This window comes from Limibacillus sp. (genome assembly GCA_037379885.1).
Taxonomy (GTDB): Bacteria; Pseudomonadota; Alphaproteobacteria; order Kiloniellales; family CECT-8803; genus JARRJC01.
Map to the genome: position 1 here is coordinate 1 of JARRJC010000025.1, position 19,425 is coordinate 19,425.

At 64.4% G+C, this 19,425-nt stretch carries 18 protein-coding genes; 15 read left to right on the plus strand and 3 right to left on the minus strand.

Features of this window, described 5'->3' with window-relative positions:
- The 4 genes from P8X75_09230 to P8X75_09245 form a co-directional block, all read left to right on the plus strand.
- A partial coding sequence (locus P8X75_09230) for a 2-oxo acid dehydrogenase subunit E2 (GenBank protein ID MEJ1995378.1) occupies window positions 1-977 on the plus strand: 977 nt, incomplete at its 5' end.
- Window positions 978-989: 12 nt separating this feature from the next.
- The gene (lpdA, locus tag P8X75_09235; protein ID MEJ1995379.1) at window positions 990-2,390 is read left to right on the plus strand and encodes a dihydrolipoyl dehydrogenase; all 1,401 of its coding nucleotides are present in this window, start codon (window positions 990-992) and stop codon (window positions 2,388-2,390) included.
- Between the two features lie 41 nt (window positions 2,391-2,431).
- On the plus strand, window positions 2,432-3,403 hold the full coding sequence (gene lipA / locus P8X75_09240; GenBank protein ID MEJ1995380.1) for a lipoyl synthase: 972 nt from the start codon (window positions 2,432-2,434) through the stop codon (window positions 3,401-3,403).
- Between the two features lie 20 nt (window positions 3,404-3,423).
- Complete coding sequence (locus P8X75_09245) at window positions 3,424-3,870, plus strand: type II toxin-antitoxin system RatA family toxin (protein ID MEJ1995381.1); 447 nt, start codon at window positions 3,424-3,426, stop codon at window positions 3,868-3,870.
- Here the strand turns inward: P8X75_09245 and P8X75_09250 are convergent.
- The 3 genes from P8X75_09250 to P8X75_09260 are packed head-to-tail and all read right to left on the minus strand — an operon-like array spanning window position 3,857 to window position 6,005.
- Window positions 3,857-4,348 carry a CinA family protein gene (locus P8X75_09250; GenBank protein ID MEJ1995382.1) on the minus strand — a complete coding sequence of 164 codons (492 nt, stop codon included), beginning with the start codon at window positions 4,346-4,348 and terminating at the stop codon, window positions 3,857-3,859. The two genes, P8X75_09245 and P8X75_09250, sit on opposite strands and share 14 nt — an antisense overlap.
- On the minus strand, window positions 4,330-4,833 hold the full coding sequence (locus P8X75_09255) for a phosphatidylglycerophosphatase A (protein ID MEJ1995383.1): 504 nt from the start codon (window positions 4,831-4,833) through the stop codon (window positions 4,330-4,332). The genes P8X75_09250 and P8X75_09255 overlap by 19 nt, the downstream gene beginning before the upstream one ends.
- Window positions 4,830-6,005 (minus strand): bifunctional 2-C-methyl-D-erythritol 4-phosphate cytidylyltransferase/2-C-methyl-D-erythritol 2,4-cyclodiphosphate synthase, encoded by a 1,176-nt coding sequence (locus tag P8X75_09260; GenBank protein MEJ1995384.1) that lies wholly within the window; start codon window positions 6,003-6,005, stop codon window positions 4,830-4,832. Before P8X75_09260 ends, P8X75_09255 begins: the two co-directional genes overlap by 4 nt.
- A 100-nt stretch (window positions 6,006-6,105) precedes the next feature.
- On the opposite strand from P8X75_09260, the gene ccsA reads away from it, so the two are divergent.
- The 11 genes from ccsA (at window position 6,106) to groL (ending at window position 19,398) form a co-directional block, all read left to right on the plus strand.
- A complete protein-coding gene (ccsA, locus tag P8X75_09265) occupies window positions 6,106-6,915 on the plus strand; it encodes a cytochrome c biogenesis protein CcsA (GenBank protein MEJ1995385.1) in 810 nt (269 codons plus the stop codon).
- Window positions 6,916-7,029: 114 nt separating this feature from the next.
- Window positions 7,030-8,157 carry an ATP-binding protein gene (locus P8X75_09270; protein MEJ1995386.1) on the plus strand — a complete coding sequence of 376 codons (1,128 nt, stop codon included), beginning with the start codon at window positions 7,030-7,032 and terminating at the stop codon, window positions 8,155-8,157.
- Window positions 8,158-8,171: 14 nt separating this feature from the next.
- Window positions 8,172-9,701, plus strand: a complete 1,530-nt coding sequence (gene ntrC, locus P8X75_09275; protein MEJ1995387.1) for a nitrogen regulation protein NR(I) — start codon at window positions 8,172-8,174, stop codon at window positions 9,699-9,701.
- A 6-nt stretch (window positions 9,702-9,707) separates the two neighbouring features.
- Complete coding sequence (locus tag P8X75_09280; GenBank protein MEJ1995388.1) at window positions 9,708-11,930, plus strand: PAS domain-containing sensor histidine kinase; 2,223 nt, start codon at window positions 9,708-9,710, stop codon at window positions 11,928-11,930.
- A 64-nt stretch (window positions 11,931-11,994) separates the two neighbouring features.
- Window positions 11,995-13,383: a sigma-54 dependent transcriptional regulator gene (locus P8X75_09285; protein ID MEJ1995389.1), complete on the plus strand. Its 1,389-nt coding sequence runs from the start codon at window positions 11,995-11,997 to the stop codon at window positions 13,381-13,383.
- Between the two features lie 27 nt (window positions 13,384-13,410).
- On the plus strand, window positions 13,411-14,787 hold the full coding sequence (gene trkA, locus P8X75_09290; GenBank protein ID MEJ1995390.1) for a Trk system potassium transporter TrkA: 1,377 nt from the start codon (window positions 13,411-13,413) through the stop codon (window positions 14,785-14,787).
- Between the two features lie 5 nt (window positions 14,788-14,792).
- Window positions 14,793-15,470: an HAD family hydrolase gene (locus P8X75_09295; GenBank protein MEJ1995391.1), complete on the plus strand. Its 678-nt coding sequence runs from the start codon at window positions 14,793-14,795 to the stop codon at window positions 15,468-15,470.
- Between the two features lie 136 nt (window positions 15,471-15,606).
- Window positions 15,607-15,858, plus strand: coding sequence for an RNA chaperone Hfq (gene hfq / locus P8X75_09300; GenBank protein ID MEJ1995392.1), 252 nt, complete (start codon window positions 15,607-15,609; stop codon window positions 15,856-15,858).
- 2 nt (window positions 15,859-15,860) lie between these two features.
- Window positions 15,861-17,195, plus strand: coding sequence for a GTPase HflX (gene hflX, locus P8X75_09305; GenBank protein ID MEJ1995393.1), 1,335 nt, complete (start codon window positions 15,861-15,863; stop codon window positions 17,193-17,195).
- 190 nt (window positions 17,196-17,385) lie between these two features.
- Window positions 17,386-17,673, plus strand: coding sequence for a co-chaperone GroES (groES, locus tag P8X75_09310; protein MEJ1995394.1), 288 nt, complete (start codon window positions 17,386-17,388; stop codon window positions 17,671-17,673).
- Window positions 17,674-17,742: 69 nt separating this feature from the next.
- Window positions 17,743-19,398, plus strand: coding sequence for a chaperonin GroEL (gene groL, locus P8X75_09315; protein MEJ1995395.1), 1,656 nt, complete (start codon window positions 17,743-17,745; stop codon window positions 19,396-19,398).
- Window positions 19,399-19,425: the final 27 nt, after the last annotated feature.

Below are 19,425 nucleotides of genomic sequence, written 5' to 3' on the forward strand. Positions count from 1 at the left end.
CATCCGGCGGTAGCGCGTCCCCCGCCAAGTCCGGCGGCGACCGGATCTTCGCCAGCCCCTTGGCCAAGCGCATCGCCAAGCAGGAGGGCCTGGACCTCTCCGCCATCAAGGGCAGCGGCCCGCACGGGCGCGTGGTGAAGGCCGATGTCGAGGCCGCCATGAAGGCCGGCACCGGCAAGGCCGCAGCCAGTCCGGCAGCCGCCAAGCCCGAAGCGGCCGCCGCTGCGCCTCAGGCCGCCGCCGCGCCCGCCGCAGCGGGACCGGGCGCGAAGCAGATGGCGGACATGCTGGGCATGGAATACGAGCAGGAGCCGCTCTCTTCCATGCGCAAGGTCATCGCCAAGCGCCTGACCGAATCAAAGCAGACAGTGCCGCACTTCTACCTGACGGTGGACTGCGAATTGGATGCGCTGCTGAAGGTCCGCAAGGACCTGAACGCCCGGTCCGACGAGTACAAGCTGTCGGTGAACGACTTCATCATCCGCGCCTCGGCGCTGGCGCTGAAGAAGGTCCCGGCGGCCAACGCCTCCTACGACGAGAGCGGCCTGCTGTTCTACAAGCACGCGGACATCTCGGTCGCCGTTGCGACCCCGGCCGGTCTGATCACGCCGATCATCAAGGCCGCGGAGGGCAAGGGCCTGGCGCAGATCTCCAACGAGATGAAGGATCTCGCCACCCGGGCGCGCGACAACAAGCTGAAGCCCGAGGAATACCAGGGCGGAACCTTCTCGGTCTCCAACCTCGGCATGTTCGGGATCAAGCACTTCGAGGCCGTGATCAACCCGCCGCAGGGCTGCATCCTCGCGGTCGGAGCGGGCGAGCAGCGCCCTGTGGTCAAGGACGGCGCGCTCGCGACCGCGACGGTCATGAGCTGCACGCTCTCGGTCGACCACCGCGTCGTGGACGGCGCCGTGGGCGCGCAGTATCTCGCCGCCTTCAAGGTGCTGATCGAAGATCCGCTGTCGATGCTGCTCTAAGGGAGATGGGGAATGGCTGACACCAATTTCGACGTCATCATCATCGGCGGCGGGCCGGGCGGCTACGTCACCGCCATTCGCGGGGCGCAGCTCGGCATGAAGGTCTGCGTCATCGAAAAGCAGCACCTGGGCGGCATCTGCCTCAACTGGGGCTGCATCCCGACCAAGGCCCTGCTGCGCAGCGCCGAGGTTTACCACAACATGGTCCACGCCAAGGACTACGGTCTTTCCGCCGAGAAGGTGGGCTTCGACGTCGGCGAAGTGGTCAAGCGCTCGCGCGGCGTCTCCAAACGCCTCAATGGCGGTGTCGGCCACCTGTTGAAGAAGAACAAGGTGACCGTGGTGGACGGCGAGGCGAAGCTGGCCGGCAAGGGCAAGGTCTCCGTCACCAAGGACGGGAAGTCCCTGGGGGACCACACGGCCAAGCACATCATCGTGGCGACCGGCGCCAGACCCCGCACGCTGCCCGGCATCGAGCCCGACAAGAAGCAGATCTGGACCTACTTCGAGGCCATGGTGCCCGAGAGCATGCCCAAGTCGCTGCTGGTCATCGGCTCGGGCGCGATCGGGATCGAGTTCGCCTCCTTCTACCGCACCATGGGAGCGGAGGTGACGGTGGTCGAACTGGTCGAACAGATCCTGCCTGTGGAGGACGCGGAGATCGCCGCCTTCGCCCGCAAGCAGTTCGAAAAGCAGGGCATCAAGATCATAACCGGGGCCAAGGTCACCGGCGTCAAGAAGGCCAAGGACTCCGTGACCTGCGCGGTCGAGGACTCCAAGGGCAAGACGCAGGAGATCACGGTCGAGAAGGTCATCTCCGCTGCCGGCGTGGTCGGCAACGTAGAGGGCCTGGGCCTGGAAGACCTGGGCGTCAAGGTCGAGCGCGGCACCATCCAGATCGATGGATTCGGGCGCACCAACGTCGAGGGGATCTACGCCATCGGCGACGTGGCCGGGCCGCCGATGCTGGCGCACAAGGCCGAGCACGAAGGCGTCGTCTGCATCGAGAAGATCGCCGGCCTGGACGTGCACGCCTTCGACAAGTCGAAGATCCCCGGCTGCACCTACTGCCATCCGCAGATCGCCAGCGTCGGCCTGACCGAGGCGAAGGCAAAGGACAAGGGCCACAAGGTGAAGGTCGGCCGCTTCTCCTTCGTGGGCAACGGCAAGGCCATTGCGCTCGGCGAGGACCAGGGCATGGTCAAGACGGTGTTCGACGAGAAGACGGGCGAGCTGCTGGGCGCGCACATGGTCGGCGCCGAGGTGACCGAGCTGATCCAGGGATACGTGGTGGCCATGAACCTGGAAACCACCGAGGAAGACCTGATGCACACGGTCTTCCCGCACCCGACCCTGTCGGAGATGATGCACGAGAGCGTCCTTGACGCCTATGGCCGCGTCATCCACATGTAGGCCATAGCCTTTTCGTCCAGAGCAGCAAGGCCCTTTATCTCATGACGGTCGAAGCCGACAAGCCGCGGGTCCGCCACCCGGAGAAAGCGCACAAGCCCGACAACGCGGTGCAGCGCAAGAAACCGGAGTGGATCCGCGTGAAGGCGCCGGTCAGCCGGGAGTATCACGAGACCCGACAGATCGTGCGCGATCACAAGCTGCACACGGTTTGTGAGGAAGCGGCCTGCCCGAACATCGGGGAATGCTGGGCCAAGCGGCACGCCACCATGATGATCATGGGAGAGATCTGCACGCGCGCCTGTTCCTTCTGCAATGTTTCGACCGGCAAGCCGGGGGCGCTCGATCCCTTCGAGCCGACCAACGTCGCCCAGGCGGTGAACAAGCTGGGGCTGAAGCATGTCGTGATCACCTCCGTCGACCGCGACGACCTGGACGATGGCGGCGCAGAACACTTCGCCCAGACGATACGGGCGATCCGCGAGGCCTCGCCGGAGACGACCATCGAGATCCTGACGCCCGACTTCCTGCGCAAAGACGGCGCGCTCGAAATCGTGGTGGCCGCCAAGCCCGACGTCTTCAACCACAATCTGGAGACCGTGCCGCGGCTCTACGGCCCGGTGCGTCCGGGAGCCCGCTACTTCCATTCCCTGCGCCTGCTCGACGAGGTGAAGGAGATCGACCCGACCATCTTCACCAAATCCGGGATCATGGTGGGACTCGGAGAGAGCAAGGACGAAGTGCTTCAGGTCATGGACGACCTGCGCTCGGCCGAGGTCGACTTCCTGACCATCGGCCAGTACCTCCAGCCGACGCCCAAGCACATCGCCGTCGACCGCTTCGTGACGCCGGACGAGTTCAAGGCCTACGAGCGTCAAGCCTACAACAAGGGCTTCCTGATGGTCTCCGCCTCGCCACTGACCCGCTCCTCCTACCACGCGGACGAGGACTTCGAGCAGATGCGGCGCGCGCGCGAAGCAAGACTGGCCGGCGCTTCCTCACCCGCCGCCGAGTAAGAGCGGGGTCCGCAGGAACGATGCCCACGCACGCCGAAAAGCGTGTGCTGCCCTACCGGCCGGCACAGCTCTATGAGCTGGTCGCGGATGTGGAGCGCTATCCGGAGTTCCTGCCCTGGTGCCTGGGAAGCCGCATCAAGCGGCGCGAGGAGCGGCTGCTGGTGGCCGACCTCATCATCGGCTTCAAGATGTTCCGGGAACGCTTCACCAGCAAGGTCACGCTCAACCCGGACGACCGGCGCATTCACGTCGCTTACGTGGACGGCCCCTTCAAGTACCTCGACAACCACTGGGTCTTCCTAGAGCACGACGAGGGTTGCCTGATCGACTTCTACGTCGATTTCGAGTTCCGCTCGCGGTTGCTCCAGAGGGTCATCCAGCCTCTGTTCGATGAGGCGGTCCGCCGCATGGTGCGCGCCTTCGAAAGCCGGGCTGACGATCTCTACGAACCGGTCACGCGGGGATGAGAGCGCGCAGCAGCGCGATGGCCCTGGCGATCGAGGCGACCCGCACCGCCTCGCGGTCGCCGTCGAAAAGGTTCCGGGTCACGTCGAGCGCGCCGCTGCGACTGGCCACCCCGACATAGACGAGCCCGACCGGTTTCTCCGCCGAGCCGCCGCCCGGCCCGGCGACGCCGGTGATCGCGACGGCCAGATCGGCGGGGCTGTTGGCCAGCACACCGGTAAGCATGGCGGCGCAGACCTCTTCGCTGACGGCGCCCACGGCGGCGATCGTCTCGGCCGGCACGCCCAGCATCTGGGTCTTGGCTTCGTTGGAGTAGGTGACGAACCCCCGCTCGACCACCGCCGAAGAGCCGGGCAGGGCGGTGAGCAGCCCGGTCACCAGCCCGCCCGTGCAGCTTTCGGCGGCTGCGATGGTCAGGCCTGCCTTCTCGGCAGCCACCAACAGCGCTTGAGCATCGTCTTTTAAAGTATTGGAAAACATATATCTCTACCGAACAATGTCATGAGGAGAGCAGTTGCGATGGCGCCATAGAGACCGGCGACCATGTCGTCGCTCATGATGCCCAGGCCGCCGGGCAGGCGGCGCTCCAGGACGTTGGCGGGCCAGGTCTTCAGCACGTCGAAAAGCCTGAAGAAGAAGAACCCGGCCAGAAAGCCCAGCGGGTCCAGGCAGACCGGGACAAGCGTCAGCCACTGTCCCGCCACCTCGTCGATCACCACCGCGCCGGGATCCTTCAGCTCCAGCGACCGGGCATAACGGTCCGAAGCCCAGATGCCGATCAGGTAGGCGAGGAGGGAAGCGACGAGCAGGGCGACCGGCCCCAGTTGCCATGCGATGAGCGCGGCGAAGGGCAGGGCGGCGAACGAGCCCCAGGTGCCGGGAGCAAAAGGCATGAGCCCGCTGCCGAACCAGGTCGCCAAGAGGCTGACGGGGTGGAAGAAGGGAAGTTTCTTGCCGCTGGTCATGAGTGACCCTGACTATCCGGCACCGGCAGGGAGAGGGCGACGACCACCTGCGCGGCGATCCCTTCTTCCCGGCCCGTGAAGCCTAGCCTCTCAGTCGTGGTCGCCTTCACGTTGATACGCCCGGCGTCCACGGCCAGCAGTTCGGCGATTCTCCGGCGCATGGTCTCCCGGTGTGGGCCGATCCTGGGGCGCTCGCAGATCAGCGTGACGTCGAGGTTCAGGATGGTTGCGCCCGCAGCAGCGATCTCCCGCCGCGCAGCCTCCACGAAGCGGGCTGAGTCCGCCCCCTTCCACTGCGGATCGCTCGGGGGAAAGTGCTGCCCGATGTCGCCCTTGCCAAGGGCCCCCAGAACCGCATCGACCAGAGCGTGAAGTCCCACGTCGGCGTCTGAGTGCCCTTCCAGCTGACGATCATGCTCGATGGGGACGCCGCAGAGCAGGATGCGCTCGCCCGGTATCAGGCGATGCACGTCATAGCCCTGGCCGATGCGGGTCTCACGGTTCTTGGCGAGCATGGCCTCGGCCCTTTCCAAGTCGTCTGCTGTGGTCACCTTGAAGGCCGCCTCGGATCCCGGCGTGATCGCGACCTTCATTCCGGCCCCGCGCGCCAGGGAGGCGTCGTCGCTGTGGCTCTCGGACCGGTGGGCGCGATGTGCGGCGAGGATCTCGGAGTAGCGGAAACCCTGCGGGGTCTGAGCGCGCACCACATTGTCCCGCTCCACGGTTTCCCCGCAGAGGCCCGCTTCATCGCGGCGCAAGCTGTCCGTCACCGGGAGGGCGGGCAGGGCGCCCTCGTGGCTGTCCAGCGCGGTCAACACGGCGCCGATCATCTTGGCGCTTGGAAAGGGGCGGGCGGCGTCATGGATGAGGATCCGCTCGGGCGCCAGGTCCTCGAGGCTCTCCAGACCGAGCCGTACGGAGTCCTGCCGCGTCGCGCCGCCGGTGACCGGGGAGAGGAGCGAATAGCCCGCCGCTGCCTGCTCATAGAGGTCAGCATCGCCTTCCCCGATGACGCAGCGCACGTTCGCGATGCCAGGGTGCTTCAAGAAGGCCTCAAGCGACCAGGCAAGCAGCGGGCGCCCGCCGAGCGCCACATATTGCTTGGGAAGCGCTGCACCGAGCCGCTCTCCACGCCCGGCCGCCACGATCAGGACATAGGTGCCACCCGTCATCTCAAAGCCGCGCTTTTCAAAGTCTGCCTCGTGAAATCTTTTAGGCGCCCGAGCCTAGTGCGCTCTGTCATAAGAGCCAAGCTGGCATTATAAGGAAGCCATGGTTCATCCGCTTCTATTCAGTATCGCGGCCCTGGGGGCTTTAACTCCGATCACGGTGATGTCCTTGCGCTCGGTCAAGCACGGCATGGACCGCTCCCACGCGCCGCTCATTCTGATCGCCTTCGCCGGGGCGATGGTCGCCGTCCTCATGCCCTTTCTGACCGGCAGCGGTTGGGTCGGCGGTTTCAGCGCCACGCTTTGGTTCTCGATCGCAGCCAGCATCGCGGCCTATCTGCTGGCGGGCATGCTGTCGCCGGTGGTCCGCCGCCTCGGGCCGATCTTCTTCAGCTACCTGTTTCTGCTCGGCCTGCTCGCCACCATCTGGGGCGGCGCCAGCCACACGGAGAACCTGAAGAGCGAGGGCGACCCGTGGCTGGTGCTCCACATCGTGTTCGCGCTTGCGACCTATGCGCTCACGACCCTCGCCGCGGTTGCGGCCCTGGGCGCCCAGATTCAGCAGCGCGCCTTGAAGCGGAAGCAGCCGACGGATCTCTCGCGCAGTCTTCCCTCCGTGGCGGATGGCGAGCGCTTGCTCCTGAACCTCCTGATGGCCGCCGGGGTGGTGCTGGGACTGGGCGTGGTCTCGGGCAGCGTGCTGCAACTCACCATCGGGGCGGGCTGGCTGCCCTTCGACCACAAGACGGTCTTTTCCCTCGCCGCCCTGGTGACCATCGCGGTCCTGCTTTGGATGCATCAGAGTACCGGTCTGCGCGGCCGCCGCGCGGCACAGCTCGTACTGGGCTGCTACCTCCTGCTCACGCTCGCCTTCCCAGGCGTCAAGTTCGTCACTGACGTGCTGCTTGGCTGAGAGGGGCACGAAGGGCTTTGAACGGCGCTAACTCTGGGCTACAACTGCTTAGTTTTTCAGCACAATTGAGGCTTTGCCTAGAAGGCTGGCCCGCGGCGCGGAAGTAAAGGGCCCATGGCGAAACTATCCGGCAACCTTCTAAAACCCTTCAGCGGCCGCAGCGGCGCTGACATGGGCGGGATTCTCAATGCCCTCCCGGAGCCGGTCTTCGTCCTCGACGAGCAGAACGTCATCTCCTACGTCAATCTCGCGAGCGAGCAGTTCTTCGCCTCCAGCAGCCCGACACTGGTGGGGCGCCCGCTGGATAAGATCCTGCCGCCGGACAGCACCATCTTCACGCTCATCGCCCAGGCGCGGGCGTCCCAGTCGAGCGTGTCGGAGTACGGTGTCAGCGTCGAGACGCCGCGCATCGGTTCCCACTTCATCTCAATCGACGTCTCCTACATTCCAGAGACCGATGGAGAGGTCGTGATCTCCATTCAGGAGCGCTCCATCGCCCGCAAGATCGACCACCAGCTCAGCCACAGGAACGCGGCGCGTTCCGTAACTGCGATGGGCTCCATGCTGGCGCATGAGATCAAGAACCCGCTCTCGGGGATCAGAGGGGCAGCGCAGCTACTGGAGGCGGGCCTGGAGCGCGAGTCCGAGCGCGAGTTGACCACGCTGATCTGCGAAGAGGCCGACCGCATCGTCTCCCTCGTCGATCGCATGGAGAGCTTCGCCGACGACCGCCCGATCGAGCGCGGGGCGGTCAACATTCACGAAGTGCTCGAGCACACCCGCAAGGTCTCCCACAGCGGGTTTGCCCGGAAGGTCCGCTTTCTCGAAAGCTACGACCCCTCGTTGCCCCCGGTGCTGGGCAACCGGGACCTTCTGATCCAGGCGCTGCTCAACCTGATCAAGAACGCCTGTGAGGCCGTGCCGGAGGAGCAGGGGGAAGTCATCCTGACGACGCGCTTCCTTCAGGGTATCCGGCTGGCGGTGCGGGGCGGCGGCGCGCGCGTCGACCTGCCCTTGATGGTGAGCGTGCAGGACAACGGCCCCGGCATTCCCGAAGACATCCAGGCGCATCTCTTCGACCCCTTCGTCACCACCAAGGCCAGCGGCAAGGGGCTCGGCCTGGCTCTGGTCGCCAAGATCGTCGACGCCCATGGCGGCGTGATAGAGTTCGATAGCGAACCGGGAAAGACCATCTTCCGTCTGATGCTGCCGGTGGCCCGGCTGCGCAAGATCGAGCCCTGAGGAGTCCAACCCCCGTGACAGCGGCAAGTATCCTGATCGCAGATGACGACCGTGCCATCCGCACGGTTCTGACCCAGGCGCTGACCCGCGCCGGACACGACGTGCGCACCACGGGCAGCGGCAAGACCCTATGGCAGTGGGTGGACAGGGGGGACGGCGATCTCGTCATAACCGACGTGGTCATGCCCGACGCGAACGGTCTGGACATCATCCCGCGCATTCGCGAAGAACGGCCGGGCCTCAAGGTCATCGTCATGAGCGCCCAGAACACGCTGCTGACGGCGGTCAAGGCGACGGAGCGCGGGGCGTTCGAGTACCTGGCGAAACCCTTCGATCTGACCAAGCTCGTGGAAACGGTCCAACGGGCGCTGGAGTCCGGAGACGAGGGAGAGGAGACCAAGAACCCCGAGTCCGCCGAACTGCCCCAGGGCGACGGGGAGAAGCTGCCGCTGATCGGGCGCTCGCCCGCCATGCAGGAGATCTACCGGGTGCTGGCCCGGCTCATGGGCACCGACCTGACCGTCGTGATCTTCGGCGAATCCGGCACCGGGAAGGAGTTGGTCGCCCGTGCGCTCCACGACTACGGCAAGCGCAAGGAGGGGCCCTTCGTCGCCCTCAACATGGCGGCCATCCCGCGTGAGTTGATCGAAAGCGAACTCTTCGGGCATGAGAAGGGGGCCTTCACGGGCGCCTTGCAGCGCTCGGCGGGCCGCTTCGAGCAGGCCCGCGGCGGAACGCTCTTCCTGGACGAGATCGGCGACATGCCCTTGGAGGCCCAGACCCGGCTGCTGCGTGTCCTGCAGGAGGGTGAATACACCACGGTCGGCGGGCGCCAGGCGATCAAGGCGGACGTGCGGATCATCGCCGCCACCCACCGCGACCTGAGGCAGATGGTGAAGGCCGGCCAGTTCCGCGAAGACCTTTTCTACCGCCTGAACGTGGTGCCGATCCGGATTCCGCCCCTGCGCGAGCGCACCGAAGACATTCCCGAGCTGGCGCGGCACTTCTTCGCCCTTGGGCAGCGCGAGGGCCTGCCCGCGAAGTCCTTGGACGCGGACGCCATCGCCTACATCAAGAACTACTCCTGGCCGGGCAACGTCCGGGAGCTCGAGAACGTGATTCGGCGTCTGGGCGCGCTCTACAGTCAGGACGTGATCGACAGGGAGATCATGGAGCAGGAGCTCAACGAGCAGTCCCAAGGCTCGGAGCCCAGCGTTCCCCAGGATGAATCCCTGTCCCAGGCCGTTGAGCGTCATCTGAAGATCTACTTCCAGGCGCATGAAGGCGGTCTGCCGGCCTCGGGTCTCTATGACCGGGTGCTGCACGAAATCGAGCGTCCCTTGATCGAGATCTGTCTGGGCGCGACCAAGGGCAACCAGATCCGCGCCGCTCAGCTCCTAGGCCTCAACAGGAACACCCTGCGCAAGAAGATCCGCGATTTGGACATTCAGTTCGCACGCGGCGTAAAGTCGGGCGGCAAGCGCTACAAGTCCAACCTTGGGCGAGGCAGCACAGGCAGCAGCGGCGCGCGGCGCCGCAAGTAGGTGGCGATGTCCACGACCGAAAGTATTCCGGCAACAAGTCCAGGGGTGTTTCAGCGCTTCGCCGCCTGGGCGCGCCGCAACAGGCTTGAGCGCAAGCTGGTCGTGGTGTTGCTGGCCGCCTCGGTCGGCGGCGGTGTTCTGACATTCCTCGCCACGACGGGGAACGCGCCGGTCGAGTTCGACGACCGCGGGATCACGGCCTTGCTGCTGGCGGACATGGTCCTGCTCTTGAGCCTGATCGTGTTGATCGGGCGGCGGCTCGCCGTGGTGTGGATCGAGCGGCGGCGCGGGCTCGCAGGCGCGCGTCTGCATGCGCGGATGGTAGGGCTCTTTGGGCTGGTGGCGGCACTGCCCACCGTCGTGGTCGCAATCTTCTCGGCGGTGGTCTTCGAATACGGGCTTCGCGCTTGGTTCTCCGATCAGGTGTCCTCCGCGATCCGCAACTCGCTCCAGGTGGCCGAAGCCTATCTGGAGGAACACAGCCAGACCATTGCCGCCGACGCCAGCGCCATGTCGCAGGACGTGAACCGAGGCGGCGCCACCCTGGTCTACAGCCCGCAACGCCTTCAGGGGTTCCTCGGACAGCAGTCCGCGGTCCGCAGCTTGAGCGATGCGGCCGTGATCGACAGCAACGGCAACGTCTACGGCCGCGTGGAGATGATCTTCGGGCCGGGGCTGGCCTTGCAGCCCAACATTCCCGCCAGCGTCATGGAGCGCGCGAGCAGCGGCGAGCTCATGGTCTATCCCAGTGAGAGCGAGGGACGGGTGCGGGCGGTGACCCGCCTGAACTCCTTCTCCGATGCTTATCTGGTGATTGGCCGTTTGATCGACCCCAGGGTCATTGGGCACATCGATCAGACGAGAGGGGCCTATCAGCTCTACACGGAACTGGAGGGTGAGAGAACAGAGGTCCAGATCACCTTCGCTCTGGTGTTTCTCTTAATCGCGACGTTGCTTTTGATGTGTTCGATCTGGGTGGGGCTGGCCTTTGCGAACCGGCTCAGCGTCCCGGTCCGCAATCTCATCGTGGCGACGCAGATGGTGCGCGGCGGCGACCTCAGCGCCAGGGTGCGTGAAGGCGATCAATCGGGCGATGAACTCGACACTCTCTCGAGGGCTTTCAACCGCATGACGGGGCAGCTGGAGAGCCAGCAGAAGGCTCTCTTGTCCGCCAACGTCGAATTGGATAGACGCCGCGGCTTCATCGAGGCCGTGCTGGCGGGCGCCACCGCCGGCGTCATCGGCCTCGACAAGACCGGCGCGATCACCATTACCAACCGCTTTGCCTGTGAGCTTCTGAAGTCGGAGCCGGACCAGCTTCAGGGCCAGCGGCTGGACGAGGTCCTGCCGCCGATATCGGGGCTGCTGCAGGAGGCGCGGCTTCGCCCGCGGCGTCCGGCGGAAGACGAGATGCAGATTACCGGCGCCCTCGGCGAGCCTCGCATCCTTCTGGTCCGCGCCATGGCCGAGATGCAGCCGGAAGAGGGCGCGCTACTGGGCTATGTCATCACCTTCGACGACATCACCCAGCTGGTCTCCGCGCAGCGCAAGGCCGCCTGGGCCGACGTCGCCCGGCGCATCGCCCATGAGATCAAGAATCCGCTGACTCCGATCCAACTGGCGGCTGAGCGGCTTAAAAGGCGCTATCTCAAGGAGATAGAGAGCGATCCTCAGACGTTTGAGGTTTGCATCGACACCATCCGACGCCATGTCGCGGAGATCGGCGAGATGGTCAGCGAGTTCTCAAACTTCGCCCGGATGCCCCAACCGGTTTTTGCGAGCGAAGACCTGACCGCCCTCATCGAAGAGGCGCTGTTCCTGGAGAGGGAAGCCAACCCGGGCATTGAGTTCGAGAAGGACGTGCCCGCCGAGCCGGTGAATCTGGTTTGCGACCGCAAACAGGTGGGCCGCGTGCTGTCCAACGTCCTGCAGAACGCCGCAGATGCGATCAAGGGACGCGAAGAGGAGGACCCGGCCCCAGGGCGAATCGGCATTGCCCTCAAAGTGGGAGAGGAGCAGATCGAGGTCATCGTCACCGATAACGGCAAGGGCTTGCCGCAGCATGAAAAACACCGGCTGACCGAGCCTTATGTCACCACGCGGGAGAAAGGCACTGGGCTCGGTCTGGCGATAGTGAAGAAAATCATGGAAGATCATAAGGGGACCATCAGTCTGGAGGACAATCCCGAAGGCGGCGCGATCGTTCGCTTGCTCTTCCGCGCCGTTTGACGGAGCGTTCTCTTCCGCCCCACGACAGCAGCACAACAAGACCTGGATAAGAGACCACCAAGGCATGGCCACCGAAATCCTCATAGTCGACGACGAAGCAGACATCCGCATGCTGATCTCGGGCTTGCTTCAGGACGAGGGCTTCACGACTCGCGAAGCCGGTGACAGCCATATGGCGCTTCAGGAGATACAGGCACGGCGTCCCGGCCTCGTGATCCTAGACATCTGGCTCCAGAACTCCGAACTGGACGGGCTGGAGATACTGGAGCGGATCGGCAAGATCGACGCCGACCTGCCGGTGGTCATGATCAGCGGCCACGGCAACATCGAAACGGCGGTCAAGGCGATCAAGGTCGGCGCTTATGACTTCATCGAAAAGCCCTTCGACAGCGACCGCATGCTGTTGGTGATCAACCGGGCGCTGGAGGCGGCGAGGCTGCGCCGCGAGAATGCTGAGCTTCGCCTCAGGGCGGGGCCGGAAGAAGAGCTGATCGGCAAGGCGTCGGCGATCCAGACGCTGCGTCAGACCATCGGCAAGGTGGCGCCGACGGGCAGCCGCGTGTTGGTGACCGGTCCGGCGGGGGCGGGCAAGGAAGTGGTGGCCCGTTGCCTTCACGCCCAATCGAAGCGCGCGGATCAGCCCTTCATCGTCATCAACTGCGCCTCCATGCATCCCGAACGCCTGGAGCAGGAGCTTTTCGGCGTGGAGGGGGATGGGGACGCAGAAGGCGTTACACGGGTTGGAACGCTGGAACGCGCCCATGGCGGCACCCTGTTGCTCGACGAGGTGGCGGACATGCCGCTGGAAACCCAGGGCAAGATCGTCCGGGTGCTGCAGGACCAGACCTTCCAGCGCCTGGGCGGGGATCAGCGCGTGGAGGTCGATGTCAGGATCATCGCCGCCACCAACCGGGACCTTTCCCAGCTGATCAGCGAGGGGCGGTTTCGAGAGGACCTTTTCTATCGCCTCAACGTCGTGCCGCTCGAAGTGCCGGCGCTGCGGGCCCGCCGCGAGGATATCCCCTTCCTGGCCCAGCACTTCATGTCCAAGGCCGCCGAAGCGGCGGGCGTTGGAGAACGGCATTTCTCGGAGGACGCCCTGGCGGCTTTGCAGTCCTACGATTGGCCGGGCAATGTCCGCCAACTGCGCAACGTGGTCGAATGGATGTTGATCGTCGGCGGTGGCGGCAACCAGGCGATCTCCGCTGAGATGCTTCCCGCCGAGATCGGGTCGGACACACCGGAGATCCTCAAGAGCGAGGGGGCCGCCGCCTTGATGGCGCTGCCTCTGCGCGAGGCCCGGGAGATGTTCGAACGGCAGTACCTGGAAGCGCAGGTGATACGCTTTGGCGGAAACATTTCGCGCACGGCGACCTTCGTGGGTATGGAGCGCTCCGCCTTGCACCGGAAGCTTCGCAGTCTTGGCATCACTTCCTCGGCGGATCGCCACTAAGGCGCGCGCCAAAAAGGACAGGTCAGCATGAAGGTCATCATCTGCGGGGCGGGCCAGGTTGGATTCAACATCGCCCGTTATCTCTCCGGAGAGGGAGCCGACATCACGGTCGTCGACCGCAATCCGGAGCTGGTGCAGAAGATCAGCGACAGCCTCGACGTAAAGGGCCTGGTGGGCTTTGCTTCCTATCCCGAGGTGCTGGAAAAGGCGGGCGCGCGGGATGCGGACATGGTGATCGCCGTCACCTATGCCGACGAAGTGAACATGGTGGCCTGCCAGATCAGCCATTCCATCTTCGGCGTGCCGACCAAGATCGCTCGGGTGAGAAACCAGAGCTACCTCGACCCGCTGTGGTCCGATCTCTTCTCCAGCGACCACATGCCGATCGATCACATCATTTCCCCGGAGCTGGAGGTGGCCAAGGCGATCGAACGCCGCCTACAGGTCCCAGGGGCCTTTGACACCATTGCGCTGGCCGATGGCCGCGTGACGCTCATCGGCGTGCGCTGCACGACGGAGACGCCGATCCTCAGCACGCCGTTGCGTCAGTTGACCGATCTCTTCCCCGACCTGCACATCGTCATCGTCGGAATCCAGAGGGACGGGAAGGGCTTCGTTCCCTCGCCCGAGGATGAGCTGCAGGTGGGCGACGATGTCTATTTCATCGCGGATAGCCGCCATCTGCTGCGCGCCATGGCCTCCTTCGGGCATGAAGGGCAGGCGGCGCGCCGGGTGATCGTCGTGGGCGGCGGCAATATTGGGCTGAACCTCGCCAAGACCGTGGAGGAGAAGCACCCGCATGTGAACCTGAAACTGATCGAGGTGGACAAGAAGCGCGCGGAGGCCGTTGCCCAGGAGCTTGTGAAGACCGTCGTCATCCATGGCGATGCGCTGGATACCGACATCCTGGAGGAAGCGAACGTCCGCACGGCCGAGACCATGATCGCGGTCTCCAACGACGACGAGGTCAATATTCTTTGTTCTCTTCTGGCCAAGCAGCAGGGCTGCGAACGCGCGGTCACGTTGGTCAACAAGACCTCTTACGGGCCCCTGGTGGGCTCGCTCGGCATCGACGCGGTTGTCAGCCCGCGGGCCATCACGGTTTCGACCATCCTCCAGTACGTCCGTCGCGGCAAGATCCGCTCGGTCCACAGTCTGGCCGATGGCTTCGGAGAGGTGATCGAGGCGGAAGCCTTGGAGACCTCGGGCCTCGTCGGCCAGCCGCTGCGCGACGCAAAGTTGCCTGATGGGGTGCTTTTCGGCGCCATCGTGCGGGAGCGGGAGGTGATCATCCCGCGCGGGGACACGGTGGTGCGGGCAAAGGACAGGGTGGTGCTCTTCGCGCGCGCGAATGCGGTTAAGAAAGTAGAAAAGCTTTTCTCTGTAAGGCTCGAATTTTTCTAATAAATATGACCTCCTCAAAATCCCTCACACCACCGCGCGCTTTGATCTTCGATTGGGACAACACCCTGATCGACACCTGGAGCCTGATCCATAAGGCCTTGGAGGACACCTTCACGCACTATGACTTGCCTGCCTGGTCCCTGGAGGAGACGCGCCAGCGTGTGCGCCAGTCCGCGCGGGAGACCTTTCCAACGCTGTTCGGGGACAGGGCCAACGAGGCTATCCGGCTCTATTCGGAGCGCTACCGCCACTGGTCGGCGCAGGAGCTGACGCCGCTCAGCAACGCCGAGAGCCTTTTGTCGCTCTGGTCCGCGCGTGGCCGGGGGCCTTTGAGTGTCGTCTCCAATAAACAGGGGGTCATCCTTCGTGACGAAGCCGCGCGCCTTGGTTGGGACGGCTACTTCCATCGCTTGATCGGCGCCACCGATGCGCCAGCCGACAAGCCCGATGTCGCGCCGGTCATCATGGCGCTGGAGGGAAGCGGGATAGCGCCGGGTCCCGACGTATGGTTCATCGGCGATACCGATATCGACATGATCTGCGCCAACAATGCCGGTTGTACGGCAGTTTTCCTCGGCCCGGAGAGTGTAGCCGCAGAGATGAACGCCGATGTTTCGCTGAATTTGCGCGATTTAGCCGGTTTGGGGGCTGTAATTGACGCTCACGGCTTCCTAAATCCATGAGGGTCGTGCTACGACTCGCCTACTTGGACGCGTGAATTCTCAAGGGAGAGGGGGAGCGTGGCCTATTGAACAGGGGAATGCGTAAAGTAAAAGACCCCTTACACCTCGATTTAATAAGAAGGAGGGGCGGAAGATCATGGCCGCTGAGAAATCCCAAAACGTGCAGGATGTCTTTCTCAACAACATCCGGAAAAACAAAGTTCCCGTGACCATCTTCCTCGTGAACGGCGTGAAGCTTCAGGGCATCGTTACCTGGTTTGACAACTTTTCAGTCCTGCTGCGGCGCGATGCGCATTCGCAGTTGGTCTATAAGCATGCGATCTCCACCGTCATGCCCTCGACACCGATCCAGCTGTTCGAGGGCGGCAAGGACGGGGAGGAGGAGTAAACCTGTCCGATAAAGCGCAATCTGCACCTTCGGGTGGGGGGCCCGGTTCCCGCGTAAGCGCCAGGAGCCGGGCTCTCGTCGTTTACCCGGCCCTCAAAGGTCCGGCGCAGGACGCGCGCGATCCGGACCGGCGCCTTGAAGAGGCGGTCGGTCTGGCCCATGCGATCGATCTGGATATCGTCCACAGCGAATGGTTTGCGCTGAACCGCCCGGTGCCGGCGACCCTGCTCGGCGGTGGCGCCGTGGAGCGGCTGGGCGGGATCATCGAGGCGGAGGGGGTCGAGGTGGTCTTCGTCGACGGCCAGTTGACCCCGGTTCAGCAGCGCAACCTGGAGCGCGCCTGGAACTGCAAGGCCATCGACCGCACGGGCCTGATCCTGGAGATCTTCGGCGAACGGGCGCGGACGAAAGAAGGCCAGCTTCAGGTGGAACTGGCGGCCTTGAGTTATGCGCGCTCGCGCCTCGTGCGCTCCTGGACTCACTTGGAGCGCCAGCGCGGCGGTCTCGGCTTCGTCGGGGGTCCGGGTGAAAGCCAGCTCGAAATCGACCGCCGCTTGATCACCGAGCGCATCACCAAGCTGAAGCGCCAGTTGGCGCAGGTCACACGGACCCGGTCCTTGCATCGAAAGGCGCGCAAGCGCGTGCCCTACCCCGTGGTGGCGCTGGTGGGCTACACCAACGCGGGCAAATCGACCCTGTTCAACCGGCTGACGACGTCGGAGGTTTTCGCCAAGGACCTTCTTTTCGCCACGCTGGACCCGACCTTGCGCCAGCTCAGGCTGCCCTCGGGACGAAACATCATCCTGTCCGACACCGTGGGCTTCATATCCGACCTGCCCACCGACCTGGTGGCCGCGTTCCGCGCCACGCTGGAGGAGGTGATCGAGGCCGATCTGGTGCTGCATGTGCGCGATGTCGCCGATCCGGACAGCGAGCTGCAGAAGCGCGAAGTGATCCGGGTCCTTAAGGATCTGGGGCTGGAACCGCGTCTGGAAGAGGGCGTGGTGGAGGTCCTGAACAAAGTGGACCTGCTGCCCCAGAATGACGCCAACTTCCTGCAGAACCAGGCGGACCGCGATGCCCGTTCCGTTGCTTGTTCGGCCTTGACGGGGCAGGGGACGGAAGAACTGCTCCAGGTCATCGACGCCCAGCTTTCCAAGGACAGCGAAGTGGTCCAGCTCGACGTCGATCTCAGCAATGGGGAGGCCCTCGCCTGGCTCTACAGGCGTGGCGAGGTGGTGACGCGCGAGGACGAGGCGCTCACGGCGCATCTCAAGGTTCGCCTCAAGCCCGATGACATCGCGCGATTCGAACAGCGCTTCGGCTCCGGCGCTTAACAGCTGTCCGGTGTTGACGAGACTTTCCAAAATTATTTTGCGCCCTGACTTCTGATGCGTTGACAGTCGTCGAGGGCATCGCTACATACCGTGAGCACTCACCAGAGGGGAGTGCTAACAGCCGCGCATGGAGTGGGGCTGTTAAGGGGTAAACCTTTCATATTCGCGAATAAGACTGGAGAACTGAGCCATGAAATTCCGGCCGCTTCATGATCGCGTTGTCGTTGAGCCGCTCGAAGCCGAAGAGAAGACCGCCGGCGGCATCATCATTCCCGACACCGCCAAGGAAAAGCCCATGCAGGGCAAGATCGTCGCCGTCGGCTCTGGCAGCCGCGACGAGACCGGCAAGCTGGTCGCTCTGGACGTCAAGAAGGGCGACACCGTTCTTTACGGCAAATGGTCCGGGACCGAGGTGAAGGTGGACGGCAAGGACGTCCTCATCATGCGCGAGTCCGACATCCTGGGTGTGCTGGGCTAAGCCCGCCGCCGGATCGACCACGAGCCATTCACGCTTTCAAGCCAAGCAACTCGAGAGGAGTTTCTGAAAATGGCAGCCAAGGAAGTTAAATTCGGCCAGGACGCCCGCGAGCGCATGCTGCGCGGTGTCGATATCCTGGCGGACGCCGTCAAGGTCACGCTGGGTCCCAAGGGCCGCAACGTGGTGATCGACAAGTCCTTCGGTGCTCCGCGCACCACGAAGGACGGCGTCTCCGTCGCCAAGGAGATCGAACTCTCCGATAAGTTCGAGAACATGGGCGCCCAGATGGTGCGCGAAGTCGCCAGCAAGACCAACGACGTCGCCGGCGACGGCACCACCACGGCGACCGTGCTGGCCCAGTCCATCGTCCGTGAGGGCGCCAAGGCTGTTGCCGCCGGCATGAACCCGATGGACCTGAAGCGCGGCGTCGACAAGGCCGTCGAGGCCATCGTGAAGGACCTCTCCAAGCGGTCCAAGAAGGTCAAGAACACCGATGAGGTCGCACAGGTCGGCACCATTTCCGCCAACGGCGACACCTCCATCGGCCAGATGATCGCCGAGGCGATGCAGAAGGTCGGCAACGAGGGTGTCATCACGGTTGAGGAGGCCAAGGCCCTCGAGACCGAGCTGGACGTCGTCGAAGGCATGCAGTTCGACCGCGGCTACCTGTCGCCCTACTTCGCGACCAACGCCGAGAAGATGACCTGCGATCTCGAGGATCCCTACATCCTCCTGCACGAGAAGAAGCTCTCCAGCCTGCAGCCCCTGCTGCCGGTTCTCGAGTCCGTCGTGCAGTCCAACAAGCCGCTGCTGATCATCGCCGAGGACATCGAGGGCGAGGCTCTGGCCACGCTCGTGGTGAACAAGCTGCGTGGCGGCCTGAAGGTCGCCGCCGTGAAGGCGCCCGGCTTCGGCGACCGCCGCAAGGCCATGCTCGAGGACATCGCCATCCTGACCAACGGTCAGGTCATCAGCGAAGACCTGGGCATCAAGCTGGAGAGCGTCACGCTCGACATGCTGGGCCGCGCCAAGAAGGTGGCGATCACCAAGGAAGAGACCACCATCGTCGACGGCGCCGGCACCAAGAAGGACATCGAGGCCCGCTGCAACCAGATCCGCGCGCAGGCTGAAGATACCTCCTCCGACTACGACCGTGAGAAGCTGCAGGAGCGTCTGGCCAAGCTGGCTGGCGGTGTTGCGGTCATCCGTGTCGGCGGCGCCACCGAGGTTGAGGTGAAGGAGCGTAAGGATCGCGTCGAGGACGCCATGAACGCGACCCGCGCGGCCGTTCAGGAAGGCATCGTCCCCGGCGGCGGTACCGCGCTGCTCTACGCTTCTCTCGCCCTCGCCAAGCTCGAGACCGAGAACAGCGACCAGCGTGTCGGCGTCGAGATCGTTCGCCGCGCCCTGCAGGCCCCGATCCGTCAGATCGTGATCAACGCAGGGGCGGAAGGCTCGATCGTTGTCGGCAAGCTGCTGGAGCAGAAGAGCCAGACCTTCGGCTTCAACGCCCAGACCGGCGAGTACTGCGATCTGGTGAAGGCCGGCATCATCGACCCGACCAAGGTCGTGCGCACGGCTCTGCAGGACGCCGCTTCCATCGCGGGCCTGCTGATCACCACCGAAGCCATGATCTCCGAGAAGCCCGAGAAGAAGGAGTCCGGTGGCGCTCCCGACATGGGCGGAATGGGTGGCATGGGCGGCATGGGCGGCATGGGCTTCTAAGCCCGCCCCCAGAAAGCCTAGGCTTCT